Genomic DNA, 16,708 nt, shown 5'->3' with positions numbered 1-16,708 from the left:
CCCTACGGGCTGAGCACCAGTTCCGAGGCCGCCGCCTCCTGGACGGCTTCGCTGGATTGCGGCCAGACGAAGGTCTCCCCCGCGGCCCAGGCCGCGATCTGATCGTCGTAGTGCCGGCTGGCGGGGTGTCCCGAGGTGCCGGTGGAGGTCACCCAGGTGGAGTCGTCCCGGTTGCCCATGTCCACGGCCATGCGCAGTGACGGTCCGGCCGTGACGGTGAAATCGGGCCGGCCGAGTTCGTCGACGGCGGTGGCGTCGTAGGCGGTCGCGTTGACCACCGAGGTGCCACCGGAGGTCTCCGCTCCCCTGGGGGTGAAGACCCAGCGCGCCACGGCGGGGATCTCCTCACCGGAGAGGAGCGGGTGCTGAGGCTCGTAACGGTGCAGCTTGCCCCAGCGCCACGCCTGCGGGTCCGAGCTCATGGTGTTCGTGAGTTCATAGCGAGCATCGACCAGCGCCTGACGCAGGATCTCGTCACGACCCTCGACGACGTTGACGGTGGTGCGGTCATCCCACCACGGGTTGTCCGGTTCCCGGAGCAGTTGCTCCATCACCAGCAGCCAGCGCGACCCGCCACTGGGAGCCAGCGAGGAGGGCAGCGCATTGGAGAAGGTGCCGTCGAGCAGGTTGCGCCAGACCGCGTTGAAGTACACGGCTCCCGGGGAGTCCACGTGAGTGGGGTACCCCTCCTCGGCCCATTCCTGGAGCACCTCGACGGCCTCAGCGGTGAACGCGTCGTCCACCGGCACCTGAAGCAGATACGGCACCACCACGGGGCCGAAAGGGCTGGCGTCATCGAGCATGATCTCGTTGGCCCGGTCGATGCCGATGGGCTGACCATCGGCGATGTCGGCGGCCACCAGGTCGCGGATGCGCTGCGCACGGTACCCGGCGTCCCAGTCCACACCGAGATCGGGCCCGGCATCAGGCATGGCAGGCGCCTGGTTCGCGGCCACGATGAACCCCTCCTCGGGATCGACGACGGCGGGCAGGTCCTCCGCCTCGACGAAGCCCTGCCAGTCGTAGCGCGAGTCCCACCCTGGCCGGGGCCAGGAACCATCGGAGGGGACGGGGGCGTCGGGCACGTCATCGCGCACGGGAATGCGCCCGGGCGCCTGGGAACCGATCTGCCCGTCGACGGTGGCGAACACGATGTTCTGCGCTGGCACTTCGAAGATGGCCGCCGCCTCCGCGACGTCGTCGGCGTCGGTGGCGCGATTGAGGGCGAAGATCGCTTCCGCGGAGCGCCCTGGGGTCAGTGCCGTCCACTGCAGTGCCACGGAGTAGCCGGAGTAGCCGGCCGGCGGTGCGCCCTCAGGCACCGGCGCCGAACCCGCCACTGCGGTGCTGCCGAGCACCTCGGAGATCAGCGGCCCGTGCTCGGTGGTGGTGACGGTGAGCTCCACCGGGTCGGCACCGTTGACGTGGATGACCTCGGTGCGGGTCTCCAGCGGCACCCGAGCGCCGTCACGCAGGTAGGTGCCGTCGTCGTAGGTACGCTGCAGCACGAAGTCGGTGACGTCGGCACCCAGGTTGGTCAGGCCCCAGGCGAGCTGATCGTTCTGACCGATGATCACGCCCGGCAGACCGGCAAAGGACGTGCCGGAGACGTCGAAGGTGCAGTCCGCGCTGCTGGAGTTGCAGTGCAGTCCCACCTGATACCAGAGGCCGGGCGCCTCCAGGCCGAGATGCGGGTCGTTGGCGAGGAGCGGACGGCCCGACTCGGTGTACTCACCGGCAATCACAAAGGAGTTCGATCCGATCGATTCTCCTTCGCCGAGGAGCACCGGAACGGCGGAGATCGCCTCGGAGGCGGCGTGCAGGGCGCCCACAGCGCTGACCTCCCCGGCGGCGGCGCTGGCGTCTCCGGCGCCGGGGTCGGCCTCGGGGCTGGCCTGGTCCGCGTTCTCCTCCCCCGCACCGTCGGGATCAGACTCACCCTCGGCATCAGCTTCCCGCTCGGAGGGCGGCGGCGCCACGATCGGCAGGTGCTCGGAGTAGGGATAGGCCGGGTAGAGCTCGGTGACCTGCTCGACTGTGCCGAGGGTGCGTAGCGCTGTGGCGCGCCCCAGCTCGGCATCGAAGTTGCCCTTGAGGTCCCATGCCATGGCTTTGAGCCAGGCCAGGGAGTCCACCGGGTGCCATGGTTCGATGTCGCGCAGTTCCGTGCTGACGCCGAGCACGGTGTACTCCAGACCCACGCGGGAGGCTTCGCGGCCGCGCAGGTAGGCGTTGACGCCCTCGGCATAGGCCTCGTAGAGCGCGCGGCCCTCCCCGTCCATCAGCGCCCACTCCTGTTCGGCGACATCGCGCCACCCCAGAGTGCGGATGACCTGATCGGCCGCGAGCGCCTCCTCGTTCTCCCCCACCAGCTCAGACAGCCGCCCGGCGGTCACGTGCCGGCGGTAGTCCATCTCGAAGAAGCGGTCCTGGGCGTGCACGTAGCCCTGGGCACGCATCAGATCGGCGTCAGTGTCGGCGTAGATGCGAGGAATCCCCCGCTCATCGCGAAGCACGCGCACCTCACCGTCCAGAGCGGTGACGGTGGCAGTTCCGTCATGTGTGGGCAGGGGGCGCCGCACCACGATCACGCTGGCGGCGATGGTGGTGACCACGAGAGCGATGACCACCACGCTCGCAATGAGCGCGGTGGTGCGCAGGGCCGAGGAACGAAGCACGTCACGAGCGTAAAGGACGGAGTACTATTGGCACTCACTGCGTTTGAGTGCTAAGCACTTCGCTGATACGTCGGCGCCGTCCCGGCGCCTCTCTTGTCCCGATGGAGGTCATCGTGCCCACCTATGCCTACCGCTGCACCGCCTGCGGTGAGGAGCTGGAGGTCAAGCAGTCCTTCAGTGACGCGTCCTTGACCGAGTGCCCAGCCTGCGCGGGGTCCCTGCGCAAGCTCTTCGGCTCCGTGGGCGTGACCTTCAAGGGCTCGGGCTTCTACCGCACCGACTCGAGGGCGAGCGCCACGAGTTCGTCGGCCTCATCCTCGAGCTCGTCGAGTTCGTCCAGTTCGGGATCCGGCGGCGACTGACCCTGGCGGCCCCTGTGGGCCTGGCGGCACTCCCCAGCAGTCCGTGGCTGCGCCACGCCGTCCACAGCGTCGCGACGACCGAGAGCCACGACATGTCGCAGATGCCTAGCGTGCGGGCATGGTCCTCACCGAGCATTCCGCCGACGCGGCCACTCACGGCGGCACCGCGTCCGAGGCTCCCTCGCCCTCCCGAAGCACACCTGCGCCCTCACGGCGTCGGCGCGCCCGGCTGCGCCGCTTCGGCTGGCGCTACCGCTTCGTGCTGGCGGGACTGCTGGTGCTCACCGCAGTCGCCACAGTGGTGCCCGGCATCCTGCACACCGATCCCGATGGCGTCCCAGCGCTGGTGCTCACAGCGGACACCGCGGCTGGGAGCGAGATCCGGCCCGCCGACGTCGAGGTGCGCTCCTTGCCGGCCGGTGCCGCCCCCGCCTCAGCGCTGACCGACGTCGCTCAGGTCGAGGGCGGCACGCTGGCCCTCGGTCTGCCTGCCGGCACGACGCTACTGCCCTCGATGTTGGTGGGGCCTGGCCTGGCCGACCACGCTCCCGCCGGTCATGTGGTGGTCGCTGTCCCCTTGTCCGACATCGCCTCGGTGCGGCTGGCCGAGCCGGGGCGGAGCGTGGACCTGCTCGCCGGACCGGAACATGGCAATGGTCCAGCGGTGTTGGCCGCTCGCTCCGCGGTGGTGCTCGCTCACGCCGAGGAGGGCATCACCGGCGGCGGTGGTCTGCTCGCACCGGCGGGTGCCGAGTCCGGCATACGGCACATCTATGTGGCTGTGCCGCCCGATACCGCTACCGTGCTTCTCGGCGCCAGCACCTGGTCACCCCTGCACGCCGTGCTCCCCGGCCAGTAGGCGCCAGCATCTGCTCGCCTCGACCGGATCGGACACCTGATGATCAAGGGATTCAAGGAGTTCATTGCCCGCGGCAATGCCATCGACCTCGCGGTCGGGTTGGTGATCGGCGCCGCCTTCACCGCCATCGTCACCGCTCTGGTCGAACAGGTACTCAACCCGCTGATCGGCGGCATCTTCGGCGAACCCAACTTCGACAACGTCCTGGTCATCACCATGCAGACCGGCCTGGCCGAGGAACCTGCCGAGATCAGGCCCTTCGCAGTGGCCACGGCGCTGCTGAACTTCCTGATCATCGCCCTGGCCATCTACTTCATGGTGGTGCTGCCCATGAACAGGTTCGCCGAGCACCGCGCGAAGGGGAAGGAAGCACAGCCCGAAGGCCCCTCCGAGGATGTGCTCGTCCTGCGCGAGATCCGCGACATGCTCGCACAGCAGACCGGGCAGTCGCCGCCGAGTTCTGCAGCGCCTGGAACGCCGGACGCTCCGCACGCGGACGGGCCACGCGCCGGCAGGCCGCCGGCCTGAGCGGATGGCTCCGGCAGGTTGCCTTCCGGCCACCCACTGTGGGCTTCAGAGCGGCCCGAAGTGCGGGGGCACCTCTCGCAGGATCCGTTCGTCTTCAGCTGAGGGCCGTGTGGGCGGCTTCGGGTCCGCGCGGTCTGCTGCTGAACTGTCTGCGGACGGTGACACGCCAGTCTCCCCGGGATGAGAGTCTTCCGGCGTGTGCAACGCCTGCGTGGGATCGCTGATCTCCCCGGCGTCGAGACGCCGCTGGTCGGTCACGGAGAGACGGATGGCGCGACGTGACCGGCGCGGCCTGCCTTCCACCATCACTCAGGCCCCAGCGCGGCCGTTGTCGCCCGCAGCGCACCCCTCGCCAGCCTCGGCGATGTCACCATCGTCAGATCCGTCATCCGCACTGTCGAGCTCGCGGCTGGAGCGGCGCACCACGTGACCGAGCACCGCATCGGTTTGCGCGCCCCGGCGCGTGAGCCCGAGCTCGGCGCGCAGTTCCTCGATCAGCGTAGCCTCCTCGCGGTGGTGGTCGTCGGCGCGCAGCCAGGCCACCAGCTCATCGAGCTGGTCATCGCTGTAGGCCGCCAGGGGCAAGCCTCGCGGCACATCAGGGCGTGGCCCGCGCGAGCCATCGTCGATCACAGCGGACGTCTCAACCAGCTGGCCACCCTGGGCTGCTGCGGCGAGCCGGCGGGCTGCGACGACGTCGAGGACTTCATCGCGAATGGCCTCGGCCTCGGCCTGGGGATCCATGAACACGGCAGCGGAGAATGCCATCCGCACGCGCCAGCCGCGCGCCTCAAGCCGTTCGACCCAGTGCCGGTCGCGGCGCCGGAGGGAGTGCTCCGCGACATAGTCGATGTCGTCCGTGGCCACGGCGACCACGAGCTCCCCGGGGAGGTCCGGGTGACCGATGGCCAGCGGCACCCGCACCCCGCCCGGGATGCCGTAGCGCGGCTCCACCACCAGACCCAGGCGCCAGAGGCGTTCGGCCAGGTCCACCAGGAGCTGGTCCGGGCCATCGAGCGGCTCGGAATCGGCGGTTGCGGTGAGTTCCTCACCGGAAGCGGCCTGATCGATGAGGTCGGCGAGCAGCTGCGGGCCGGGCTGGCGCAGTCGCTCGCGGTCAAGGTCACCGGGGGCCAGGCAGGAGACCACCACGAGACGGTGGCGCACCGCATCGAGGGCGTCCACCAGGCAGGCGAGCCCGTCCGGCTCCGCGATGGGACCGAAGCGGTGCAGCACGCGTCCGTGTGGCGTCTTGCCGTAGCCCACGGAGAGCAGCACGACATCACGCCGGAGGCCCGCGGCGGCATCGACCTCGAGGACGGTGAACGGCTCGTCGCGCTCCGGGTCAAGGAAGGAGCCCAGCGCGGGGCTCCCCGCCGCAGCGGCAGCCACTGCCTCGCGCACCCGCTCCGCGTGCGGCGCATTCAGCGCCACGACCGCCAGGGACTCCTCGGGGGCAGTCAAAGCGTGCTCGATGACCAGATCGACCACGCGATCGACCTCACTGCGCACCGACTCCACGGCCTCGCGGCCCGGCGCGGGCATGCCGAAGCCCTCGACCAGCTCGAGGCGCACCTGCGAGGCGGGGGTGGTACCGGGCACGGAGGAGATGACGCCGTCGTAGCCGTGCGAGGCGAGGAAGGCGGCAATCCCCTCATGCCGCCGGGCACGATCGGCGGGCAGGGGCACGGTGGGCAGCAGCGGTCCGAGCACACCGGCGAGCCCTTCTCCGCCGCGCCGGGAGTCCCCGGTCAGGACCACCTGGCGGGCGCGGGCGATCAGGGAGATCACCTGGGCCGGCGGAAGGTGCTGCACGCCATCGAGCACCAGCAGATCGATCGTCTCCGGAGCGGGCGGCAGCACCTGAGGCGCGATGGCCGGGGCCAGCAGCCAGATCGGGCAGGCACGGCGGGGCAGGTCGCCGAAGCCGGTGAGGAGGCGGCGCACATCCGGGTGCTCCTCCGCGGCAGCATCCTCCAAGCGCTGGGCGGTGGCGGCGTGGGCGAGGACCGCCTCCTGGGCCTGGGTGGCGATGGCGCGGCGGATGGGAGCGGCGAGGCTGCGGACCTGGGCGAGATCGAGTTCGCGGAATCGTTCGGCCAGGGCGCGCAAGGCCGGCCCATCCTGGCCAGCCAGCGCCGGAGAAGTGCGCAGGATCTGCTCCAACACGGAGGACCACCAGGCGAGGTCGAGTTCCGCGCCGACCAGGGCCCGGGCCACACGACGCTGGGTGAGGTCCGCCACCAGCTCGCCCATCCCGCGCTCGCGTAGCTCAGCGAGCACGCGGGTACGTTCAGGCAGCAGCCGCAGTGCGGCGGCGTCACGGCTGAGGGCCTGCATCCGATCTTCGAGGGCACCCAGGGGCAGATCGAGGAGTTCGTCCTTCCCGATCCCGGAGCCCACCACCGGGTCGAGCGCCTCGACATCGGCGCGAGCCTGCTCGGCGGTCTTGCGCATCGGGCCCAGACCATCAGGCAGGCGGGGCCAGCCACCGGAGGGGTCATGGCGCCGCCAGACCTCGCGCTTGGCCTGAACCTTGACGAGCTCGGCGTGCAGGTCCTCGACGGGGCGGCCGGGCCGCAGCTGATCCCGGGCCTGCTTCCGCAGGCGGCGGCGGACAGAGGCGCGCATGGAGAGCCCGCGCTCCTTGCGCCACTCCCGCGAGGCGGTGGCGACCACCATGTCGGCGGCGGAGCGCTCGAAGATCTGCGGGTGGAAGACGTCGAGGGCATCGGCCACGCCGTCGAGCATGGTGAGCTGCTCGGACCAATCGCGCAAGGTCCGCGCGCGTTCCAGACCGGTCTGGCGGGTCACCCGCGAGGCGTGGTCGAGTAGGTCAGGCAGCAGCTCCTCAGCGAGGCGGTGAGTGCGCTCCAGCGCTGCGGTGGCCTCGGCGGCCGTGTCCAGGGCGGCCCCGTACCAGGGCGTCTCGTGCGGGCGCAGGGTGAAGGCGTCCAGCGCCGCAGCGCGGGCGAGCAGATCGGCCACCTCGGAGAGGCCCTGGCCGCTCAGCTCGCGGAGCGTGGCGGCACTCAGACGCACGGTGGTGCGCGGGCCGGGGCGGCGGGAGGTCTGGCGGGCGAGTTCCTGCAGGGCGTCGTAGGCGGAGACGCCCCAGGGATCGTGCACCGCATGCAGGCCGTCGATGTAGTCACCCAGGGTGCTGCGCACCGCCACGAGCTCGGCACGATCAGCCTCGATGCGCCGGGCGTCGAGTTCCTCCGGTTCCCGGCCCAGACCGGCGGCAAGTCGGGTGGGGACCTGCTGGCGCCATCGATCCTCGGTGGCCATATCCAGGGAGAGGCCGCCCAGGCCGATCTCCTGGAGCCTGCCCACCAGGGCGCGGCCAGTGCGTCGTGAACCGGGCACGTACACGCTGTGCCGGCCGGAGGCTGCGGCATCGGCGAGCAGCGCCGCGAGGGCGCCGTGGACGTCGGAGCCCGGGGGCGCGTCGATGAACACGTTCCGGCCCGACGCCGCGACGTCGACGGCGTAGGCCTGGTCCGGGTCGAGGTCGCCGGCTCCGCGCTCGTCCTCCGGGGCACGATCGCCGCGCACCCGTGGCGGGAGGGGCACATCCAGGACACTCTGCGCCTCGTCATCGCCGGCGAGCGCCGCCACCACCGGCGACTTCGCCAGGTAGGGACGCATGGATTCGAGGTCATCGAGCAGGATGCGGCCAGGCTGCACGAACGGGCCCACCAGCAGTTTCTCGGTGAGTTCGAAGCCGGCCAGGTACCGGGAGCCCACCTCGCGGATGCGCTCGAAGGCCTTCCGCGGGCTGAGGCCCTCGCCGAGCAGTTCGGCGAGCGGGATCAGTTCTGCGTGATCGGCGCCAGGCTCTGCAGCCTTCAGCGCGTCAGCGAACACCGGATTGATCTCCACGCCGGCTTCGAGGTGGAAGAGGACGTCGTCCGATCCCGGCGGGGCGGTCATGCGGATGGGTCGCAGAAGTACTGGTGCCTGCACGGCCCGCACGGCCCGGTGCGACGGCGTGGCCGGGAGGGCGCGCGCCACCTCCGCTGACGTTGCGGAGGGGGTAGCCGCTGCCTCACCGGAGCTGGCGGGCGGTGCGGTACCGGAGGCCGCGTGGGAGTCGGGCGCCTCGGTCGGGACACCCTGGCCCGCGGCGGATCCCGCTGCGGCGTGAGGCACGGACACCCGCTCGGCTTCGTCGCCCGAGGAGGCCGAGACGGCGGAGGTGGCCGAATAGTCGGCGTAGGCATGCCGTGGGTCGGAGGACGGTTCGAGGACGACGTCGCCGTTCTGGCTCTCGTCAACGTCGACCGCGCCGTCGGCTTCTGGCAGCTCGGTCCAGGTGGCCACGCCGAGCGCGAGGTAGACGGGAGCGATGCCGTGACGGCGGGTGAGCTCCTCGGTGGTGGCGCGGGCCGCCTCGGCGGCACGTCGGGCCTCCCGCTGCGCTCCGGGCTCACGCACCAGGCTGGACAGCCGCGTGGGGCGGCCGGCGTAGAGCTGCGCCAAGCCGGAGGGATGTGCGGCGGTGAGATCCACGGCCGCCTCGCTCACGCGCGAGAGGTCCGCCAGGGCCGCTTCTTCTCCGAGCGCGGCGAGTGCGGAACTCCAGCCACGCAGGGCCTGCTCAACGATTTCCTGCGTGCGCGGCGGGGGCGGCTCGACCGGCGGGCTCGATTCGGGCTCTGCGGGCGCAGGGCTCGGCGGGGCGGGGGGCGCAATGGGGGCGGGACCACTGGCCTGCTCGGCGGGGGGTCGACGATCCGCCCCCTTGCGTCGGAAGAGACCACGGATCATTCGTCTACGGTATGCAGTCTCCGGCTACTGGAGTGAGTGCCGCGCCGATGCCTTCCGACGCATTCCTGGGCCTGGCGATCCGCTACGCCGTGCACCGTTGCACCGTGGGATCTGCCTGAAGATGAGGATGGAGCGCGACACGCAGGGGGGGCAAGCGTCGCGCTCCATCTGCCAGCAATACTGCCCCATAAGTCGGGAGTGATGCAATCGCATCCGCCTACTTCTGGCTGTGACAGGTGCCACATCCACTTGCGAAAGGTGAGACGAAAGTCTAGGTGCACCGCCGGTGCTCGCATCACGGGCCAGCTCGACATCCGATCGGCAGGTCGGGGCGGGTGGCTGGCTGCCGTCGGGGCGCGTGGCTGGCTGCCACGGACGCCCTGATCGGGCTCGAAGCAAGAACGGGCGTTGCTACAGTCGGTCGATGTTTGGTGAACCCCTCGCCCTCATCGGCGCCGCCATCGGGCTCTCTCTGATCGTGCTCTTCTTCGCCGCCGTTGTGTCCATCATGAACTCGCGCTCCTACACCGCCGGGCTCAAGGCCTTGTGGATTCTCGGAGTGCTGGCGTTCCCGCTGCTGGGCCCACTGGTGTGGTTCTTCGTCGGCAAGAACTCACACGGATAGGCCACTTTCCCCGTCCCGCGGCCGATGTGCAGCGGCGGTGAGCGTGCTAGCTACACCTTTGGCTACACCGACGGGGAACTTTCGGTGCCTCCGACGCGATTCGAACGCGTGACCTACCGCTTAGGAGGCGGTTGCTCTATCCACTGAGCTACGGAGGCGGGGTGGCCAGGATGGGCGCGATCAGCCTACCCGGCTCGATGGCGACCGGCCGAAACCGACGTCGCCCCAGCGTTCGGCGCCCGCTGCACACCTCTCCCGTGGCCTCCCGGCGTGCGGAGCTCCGTCAAGGTGTCTAGCGTGAAGTGATCGCCGGGCGCACCCTCTGCGCCCGGGAGAACAGCGCACGTTAGGAGTCTCATGGGTCACCTCACAGGCAAGAAGGTCGCATTCGTGGCGACAGACGGTTTCGAGGACAGCGAGCTCACCAGCCCGTGGGAAGCCGTCACCTCGCACGGCGCCGAGGCGGTGCTCATCGCCCCGAAGGGCGGCACGATTGCCGGCAAGAAGGGGCACGAGGCCACGGTCGACAAGACCACCAGCGAAGTGAACGCCGGTGACTACGACGCTCTGGTGCTGCCCGGCGGCACGTCGAACGCCGACCATCTCCGCATGGACGAAGACGCGGTGAGCTTCACCCGCGAGATCTTCGCGCAGCACAAGCCGGTGGGGGTCATCTGCCACGGCGCTTGGATCCTCACCGACGCCGATGTGCTCCAGGGCCGCACCATCACCTCCTACCCCTCGCTCAGGACGGACTTGCGCAACGCCGGCGCCACCTGGGTCGATGAGGAGGTCGTGGTCGACGCCGGCCTGGTCTCCAGCCGCACCCCGGACGACCTGCCCGCCTTCAACGACAAGCTCGTGGAGGAGATCGAGGAGGGCAAGCACGCGGAACAGACCGCGTAGCAATCCTGGCCGCAGAGCCCCGGCGCGTTGCTGAACAAGGCCGCCGGGGCTTTGCGCTGCCTGCACCCGACAGCGCGGGCCAGGGTCAGTGTTCCCAGGGCACGTCGGCCGGCCCGACCTCGTCCTTCACCGAGCGTGTCGGCACCACCATCACCGGGCACACCGCGTGATGCAGCACCGCCTGACTGGTGGAGCCCATCAGCAACCCGGCGAAACCGCCACGACCACGGGAGCCCACCACGATCAAATCGACGGCAGTGGAGAACTCCGACATCAGCGCCGCGGGGTTGCCCTCCAGAGCGAGCTGGCGGATGTCCATGACCTCATCACCGAGAGCGGCCTCGATCGCCAGCCGCAGGCCGGCGCGGACGTCGGTGAGCACGTCGCCGCGGTCGACGGCGGCGGGAAGCCACGCCAGGCCCGCGCCGGTGGGCACCGGTACGGCCGAGACGGCGGAGAGTTCGGCGTCCCACTGCCGAGCCTCGCTGATGGCGCGCTTGAGGGCTCCGCGGGCAGAGTCCGAACCATCGACGCCCACCACGATCCGCCGCACCGGCGTGACCTGACGGCCCCCACGCAGGGGCACCACGACGGTCGTGCAGTGCGCGTGGGCGGGAAGAGTGGAGGAGACCGTGCCGAGGAGCCGGTCAGCGAATCCGCCCCGGCCCCGGGAGCCGACCACCACGATCGAGGCCTCGCGCGAGAGATCGACCAGAACGCCGGCGGGATCGCCCGTCTCGAGGGCGGTGGAGACCGAGAGCCCGCGGTCAGCCACCCGGACGGCGGCGTCGTCGAGCACGCTCTGAGCACCCGCGTGGATGGTGGAGTCGTCCATGGCCGCGTATCCGCCGTCGAGGGAAGCTGCGGTGAAGGAGGGCAGGGCGTAGGCGCAGACGATGTGCAACCGCCAGCCAGTGCGTTCGGCCTCGGCGGCTGCCCACTCCAGGGCCCCGAGGCTGGCCTCGGACCCGTCCACTCCCACCACGATCACGTTCTCGTGGGCCATGTCCGCCTCCTTGGTTGACGGGCCGTTGACCTTGATTTTCCTACTGTATAACGCACGACGCCCCGACCTCCACGAGGTCGGGGCGTCGTTGTGCGATCGCTGGCGCGGCGTGCTCAGCCTGCGACGCGAATGAAGGTGAAGTTCCGGTACATCGGCGACTCGTGCAGCGGCGAGCTGGGGTTACGAGCGGCGATGTGGTTGCCGTTGCCGGTGTAGATGCCGACGTGACCCGGAGCCCAGACGAGGTCGCCGGGGCGAGCCTCAGCGGCCGAGACCACGCGGCCGGCGCCCTGCTGAGCACCGGAGCTGCGCGGGATCGAGATGCCGACCTGGGCGAAGACGTACTGGGTGAAGCCGGAGCAGTCAAAACCTGCTGGGGTCGAACCGCCGAAGGCGTACGGGGTGCCGTTGTACTGCCGGGCGATCGCCACGATCTGGTCGCCGATGGCGGAGGAGGCCGCGGCGGGGGCGGGCTCTTCAGCGGCCGGCGCCTCTGCGGCAGCCTCGACGGCCGGCTCCTCAGCAGCGGGCTCCGCGGCCGGGGCGGCGGCGGGCTCCGGAGCGACGGTGGCCTCAACGGCCGGCTCCAGCGGGGCCGGGGCCTGCGGGGCAGCGAGCGCTGGGGTCTCCGGGGCCGCGGTGAAAGCCACCGAGGCGCGCGGGCCGGTCACGTACTCGGCGTCCGCGGGGACGGAGAACGAGGGCGAGTTGCTCAAGGCGTCATTGACGAGATCGGTGGACGTGATGTCCGCGACCTTCGGCAGGGCCGTGCGAGCGGCGGTGTCCGGGGCGGCAGCTGCTGCCGACGCGGCAATCGTGATCGCGAGCGAGGATGAGGCGGCAACCAAGGCGCCGCGGCGGGCTCCGGAAGCGAGGGACGTCAGCGGCGTCCGCGGACGACCAGCCGCGCGGTGGCGGCGAATCTCAGTCTGAGCATTCACAGGGTATGAACCTCTCCTCGAGCAGGGGGTCTTCCGGCGGCTGAGGAGGAGGCCCATCCGGAACATTCCGCGTGGAGGGTCACGGAACGGCATCACCGTAGCGCCCCAGACGCACTTTTGTCACATATCGGTCACGGAGTGGTGGCCCAGATCACGGACGTGCAACGAAAAGGTGCCGGGAGACCTCATCGGGAACCTCGAGTTCCATGTCCGCGCCGGGGGCGTGCAAAGTGACGACATCGCCGCTGGCGAACACCCGCAACTCCAGCTGGGAGCCCGGCTTGAGGCCGGCATCGGCCATCCGTTCCAAGAGTTCGACGTCGACCTGCAAGGGCTCGCCGATGCGATGCAGCACGATCGCACGTGCCTCCCGGCTGGCTGGCCCGGCCGCGATCTCCTCGACGACCTCACTGAGCGCGCGCAGCCCGGTCACGGCCGTGCCGCCCGGCGCGAGCACGGCGTCTCCCACCGGCTCGCCGAGGGCATCGAGGCCGGGGATGGGGTTGCCGTAGGGGTCGATGTGGGGGTGATCGAGGATCTCGACGAGGCGGCGCTCGACCTGCTCGCTCATCACGTGCTCCCAGCGGCAGGCCTCTTCATGCACCAACGCCCAATCGAGGCCGACCACGTCCACCAGGAGGCGCTCGGCCAGGCGGTGCTTGCGCATCACCCGCACAGCTTTGTCCCGGCCCGCCGTGGTCAGCTCAATCTGGCGGTCCGAGGCCAGGTGCAGCAGACCTGCCCGCTCCATACGTGCGACGGTCTGGGAGACCGTGGGCCCGGAGTGCCCGAGCCGCTCGGCGATGCGGGCACGCAAGGGCGCCACGCCCTCCTCCTCCAGCTCGTAGACCGTCTTGAGGTACATCTCGGTGGTGTCGATGAGATCGGTCATGTTCAGGACTCCGCGGGTTCGGATGGCAGGCCGTCAAGGATCGCGCGCGAACCGGAGAGTCCCAGTCGCGTGGCACCGGCGGTGATCATGCGTAGCGCATCCTCGGCCGTGCGGATACCGCCGGAGGCCTTGATGCCCAGGCGCCCGCCCACGGTGGCGTGCATGATCTCCACGGCACTGACGCTCGCGCCGCCCGCCGGGTGAAAGCCGGTGGAGGTCTTCACGAAGTCCGCACCGGCCGATTCCGCCGCACGGCATGCGCCGACGATCGCCTCGGCGTCCAGGGCGGCGGACTCGATGATCACCTTCAGCACCGCCGAGCCCGCGCCCTCACGCACCGCCGCGATCTCGGTCTGCAGGGCGTCGAAGCGGCCCTGCAGAGCCAGAGAGAGGTCGATGACCATGTCCACCTCGGCGGCGCGGTCGGCCACCGCACGGGCCGCCTCAGCAGCCTTGATCTCGTGATGGTGAGCACCCGAGGGGAAGCCGCAGACCGTGGCGATCAGCGGCGCCGCGGGGTCGGTGCCGTCGCCGTCAGTGGCCAGAGGGAGCAGCGAGGGCGAGATGCAGACGGCGTAGGCGCCGAGCTCGCGGGCCTCGGCGTAGAGCGCGAGCGCCTGATCACTGGTACTTCCGGGCTTGAGCAGAGTGTGATCGATCAGCCGCGCGACGGTGGCGGCGGTAATCGGCGCGCCGAGGCGGTGCGCGGCGGCGTCGAGAAGTTCGGCGGACAGAGGGGCTGCATTGGCGCTCACGCTGCCATGCTAGAGGTATGGCCGAACTGGAACCTGATGACGTCGTCCCGATTCCCACCGAGATGCTCCCCGCCGACGGGCGATTCGGTTCGGGGCCGTCACGCGTGCGTCCCTCTCAGGCGGAGATGGTCGCGGCGCTGAGCACCACCGTGATGGGCACCTCACACCGCCAGGCGCCGGTGCGCGGCCTGGTGCGGCGGGTGCGCGAAGGGCTCTCCGAGCTCTTCGACCTCCCGGAGGGCTACGAGGTGATGCTCGGCAACGGCGGGACCACAGCCTTCTGGGATGCTGCGGCGTTCTGCCTGGTGCGCGAGCGCGCCCAGCACGCCGCCTTCGGGGAGTTCGGCTCGAAGTTCGCCGCGGTGACCGATCGTGCGCCCTTCCTGGGGCCGTCGGATATCCGCCGGGCTGACGCGGGCTCCCTGGCGCTGTGCACCACTGAGGACGGCGAGCAGCCAGAGGCCTCCGCTCCGGCCCCCGACGTGTACGCCTACCCGCACAATGAAACCTCGACGGGCGTGGTCTCCCCGGTGCGGCGACTCGGGCCGGCGAGCGCCTTGACCCTGGTGGACGCGACATCGATCGCGGGAGCCGCGCAGGTGGACGTCGGGGAGACCGACGTCTACTACTTCGCACCCCAGAAGGCCTTCGCCGGCGACGGCGGGCTCTGGCTGGCCCTGTGCTCCCCCGCTGCCGTGAAGCGAATCGAGGAGCTGACTGCCGCGCGCTGGGTACCGGACTTTCTGGATCTGGGGCAAGCCTTGGAGAACTCTCGCAAGGATCAGACCTTGAACACCCCGGCTGTGGCCACGCTCATCATGCTCGCCGAACAGATCGACTGGCTCCGCGAGCGCGGCGGTCTGAAGTGGGCTGCCGGCCGCTGCGCCGAATCCTCCGCAATCTTGTACGACTGGGCCGAGGGCAGCGACTACGCCACGCCTTTCGTGGCCGAGGCCGAGCAGCGCTCCCCCGTGGTGGGCACGATCGACCTCGACGAGTCGGTGGACGCCGCCTGGGTCACGGCGCAGCTGCGCACCAACGGTGTGGTGGACACCGAGCCCTACCGCAAGCTCGGGCGCAACCAGGTGCGAGTGGGCATGTTCCCCGCCATGGCGCCCGCGGACGTGCAGTCGTTGACCGAATGCCTGGACTACGTCATCGAGCACCGGAACGACGCCGGGCTCAGCTGACAGCCCCGGGGGCCGGTTACCCGGTCCGGGTCGTCTATCGCGCCAGTTCCTCGCGAACGCGCCACCCCCGGGCCCCTGTGAGTGGCGCGATCACGAGTACGTGGCGCGCTCGGCCGGGGTGGGGCTCGTCAGCGGAGCTGGTGGGCGAGCCAGGCGATCTGGCGTGCGAGCTGGTGCGTCCCACCGCCCTCGTGGCCGTTGTGCGAGTAGACGGCGATCTCCTTCTCCCCCTCGGCAACGGCGCCCGCACCGGCTTCGGCACCCCAGTGGTTGAAGGCCGCGTAGACGGTCGAGGGCGGGCAGATGGTGTCCATGAGCGCCACCGAGAACAGGGCCGGTGACTGAGCGCGCCGTGCGAAGCTCACGCCGTCGAGGTAGGACAACGTGCGATAGGCCTGCTCGACCCGATCGCGGTGCACTGCCAGGTACTCACGAACCTCGCCGTAGGGCATCGCGTCGGTGAGGCCGATGGCGCGGCGGAAGTGGCTCAGGAATGGCACGTCGGGCATGGCGGCGCGCAGACCGGGGACCAGGCCCGCGACCGCCAGGGTGATACCGCCACCCTGGCTCGCCCCGGTCACCGTGATCGACTCCGAGTCCACCCACTCCAGTGCCCGCATGGCGTCGACGGCGCGCACGCCGTCGGTGTAGACGCGGCGGTAATAGTGCTCGTGCGGGTCGGTGAGGCCGCGCGTCATGAATCCGGGCAGCGATGGGCCTGAGCCGGCCGGGTCTGGGGTGTGCCCGCCGCTCCCCCATCGCGACCCCTGACCGCGGGTGTCCACCAGGAGGTGGGCGTAGCCCGCGTTCGCCCAGGTGAGATGCTCCAGGGCGAGCCCACGCCCGCCGCCGTAGCCGAGGAACTGCACGACGGCGGGCAGCGGGCCTTCGACCGGACCGGCCGGTCGGGACAGCCAGGCCTTGACGGGGTGACCGCCGAAGCCGGCGAAGGTGACGTCGAAGTGCTCGACCAGCGGCAGGCCGGTCTCGACCAGCTCGAGGGCGAGGGCGAGGTCGTGCTCCCGGGTCTCGGCGAGCGTGCGAGCCCAGAACTCGTCGAAGTCGGCCGGCTCATCGAGCTCGGGCAGATAGCTCTCCAGCTCCGGGAGGGGCAGATCGAAGAAGGCCACAGGTTCTCCTGACGTCACGTCGTGGTGGGGTCGGCGCCATGCTCCCGCCGAGGTACAGATGCC

At 70.5% G+C, this 16,708-nt stretch carries 13 protein-coding genes and 1 tRNA gene; 6 read left to right on the top strand and 8 right to left on the bottom strand.

The genetic code is table 11. From position 1 onward, the window contains the following. Positions 1 to 2 precede the first annotated feature (2 nt). On the bottom strand, positions 3 to 2,678 hold the full coding sequence (locus EDD31_RS08835; protein ID WP_123303823.1) for a penicillin acylase family protein: 2,676 nt from the start codon (positions 2,676 to 2,678) through the stop codon (positions 3 to 5). A gap of 113 nt (positions 2,679 to 2,791) precedes the next feature. On the opposite strand from EDD31_RS08835, the gene EDD31_RS08830 reads away from it, so the two are divergent. The 3 genes from EDD31_RS08830 to mscL all read left to right on the top strand — a co-directional run bounded on the left by EDD31_RS08830 (position 2,792) and on the right by mscL (position 4,427). Then, entirely contained in the window at positions 2,792 to 3,040 is a 249-nt protein-coding gene (locus EDD31_RS08830) for an FmdB family zinc ribbon protein (RefSeq protein WP_123305361.1), read from the top strand. Positions 3,041 to 3,158: 118 nt separating this feature from the next. Further along, positions 3,159 to 3,899 (top strand): SAF domain-containing protein, encoded by a 741-nt coding sequence (locus EDD31_RS08825; protein ID WP_123303822.1) that lies wholly within the window; start codon positions 3,159 to 3,161, stop codon positions 3,897 to 3,899. A 39-nt stretch (positions 3,900 to 3,938) separates the two neighbouring features. After that, positions 3,939 to 4,427 carry a large conductance mechanosensitive channel protein MscL gene (gene mscL, locus EDD31_RS08820; RefSeq protein WP_123303821.1) on the top strand — a complete coding sequence of 163 codons (489 nt, stop codon included), beginning with the start codon at positions 3,939 to 3,941 and terminating at the stop codon, positions 4,425 to 4,427. Positions 4,428 to 4,736: 309 nt separating this feature from the next. Here mscL and EDD31_RS08815 read toward each other — a convergent pair whose 3' ends face one another. After that, a complete protein-coding gene (locus EDD31_RS08815) occupies positions 4,737 to 9,200 on the bottom strand; it encodes a DNA helicase (protein WP_123303820.1) in 4,464 nt (1,487 codons plus the stop codon). A 424-nt stretch (positions 9,201 to 9,624) separates the two neighbouring features. Between EDD31_RS08815 and EDD31_RS08810 the strand changes: the two genes are divergently transcribed. Beyond that, the gene (locus EDD31_RS08810) at positions 9,625 to 9,825 is read left to right on the top strand and encodes a PLDc N-terminal domain-containing protein (RefSeq protein ID WP_123303819.1); all 201 of its coding nucleotides are present in this window, start codon (positions 9,625 to 9,627) and stop codon (positions 9,823 to 9,825) included. A gap of 85 nt (positions 9,826 to 9,910) precedes the next feature. Here the strand turns inward: EDD31_RS08810 and EDD31_RS08805 are convergent. Further along, positions 9,911 to 9,983: transfer RNA gene (locus tag EDD31_RS08805), tRNA-Arg, on the bottom strand. A 199-nt stretch (positions 9,984 to 10,182) separates the two neighbouring features. Here EDD31_RS08805 and EDD31_RS08800 point away from each other — a divergent pair. Continuing rightward, positions 10,183 to 10,731 (top strand): type 1 glutamine amidotransferase domain-containing protein, encoded by a 549-nt coding sequence (locus EDD31_RS08800; protein WP_123303818.1) that lies wholly within the window; start codon positions 10,183 to 10,185, stop codon positions 10,729 to 10,731. An 85-nt stretch (positions 10,732 to 10,816) separates the two neighbouring features. On the opposite strand, the gene EDD31_RS08795 is transcribed toward EDD31_RS08800, so the two are convergent. From EDD31_RS08795 to deoC, 4 genes are all read right to left on the bottom strand, one after another. Continuing rightward, positions 10,817 to 11,737, bottom strand: coding sequence for a universal stress protein (locus EDD31_RS08795; protein WP_123303817.1), 921 nt, complete (start codon positions 11,735 to 11,737; stop codon positions 10,817 to 10,819). Positions 11,738 to 11,850: 113 nt separating this feature from the next. Further along, positions 11,851 to 12,678: a C40 family peptidase gene (locus EDD31_RS08790; protein ID WP_211336095.1), complete on the bottom strand. Its 828-nt coding sequence runs from the start codon at positions 12,676 to 12,678 to the stop codon at positions 11,851 to 11,853. A 151-nt stretch (positions 12,679 to 12,829) separates the two neighbouring features. Beyond that, positions 12,830 to 13,570, bottom strand: coding sequence for a metal-dependent transcriptional regulator (locus EDD31_RS08785; RefSeq protein ID WP_123303816.1), 741 nt, complete (start codon positions 13,568 to 13,570; stop codon positions 12,830 to 12,832). A gap of 2 nt (positions 13,571 to 13,572) precedes the next feature. Beyond that, positions 13,573 to 14,256 (bottom strand): deoxyribose-phosphate aldolase, encoded by a 684-nt coding sequence (gene deoC / locus EDD31_RS08780; protein ID WP_123305357.1) that lies wholly within the window; start codon positions 14,254 to 14,256, stop codon positions 13,573 to 13,575. An 86-nt stretch (positions 14,257 to 14,342) separates the two neighbouring features. On the opposite strand from deoC, the gene serC reads away from it, so the two are divergent. Beyond that, complete coding sequence (serC, locus tag EDD31_RS08775) at positions 14,343 to 15,515, top strand: phosphoserine transaminase (RefSeq protein WP_123303815.1); 1,173 nt, start codon at positions 14,343 to 14,345, stop codon at positions 15,513 to 15,515. 128 nt (positions 15,516 to 15,643) lie between these two features. On the opposite strand, the gene EDD31_RS08770 is transcribed toward serC, so the two are convergent. Beyond that, complete coding sequence (locus tag EDD31_RS08770; RefSeq protein ID WP_123303814.1) at positions 15,644 to 16,645, bottom strand: acetylxylan esterase; 1,002 nt, start codon at positions 16,643 to 16,645, stop codon at positions 15,644 to 15,646. Positions 16,646 to 16,708: the final 63 nt, after the last annotated feature.

Origin of the sequence: Bogoriella caseilytica, from assembly GCF_003752405.1 — a bacterium.
GTDB classification, from domain to species: Bacteria; Actinomycetota; Actinomycetes; order Actinomycetales; family Actinomycetaceae; genus Allobogoriella; species Allobogoriella caseilytica.
Note: the sequence above shows the minus strand (reverse complement) of the source record. Positions and strands in the feature narration are given on the sequence as shown.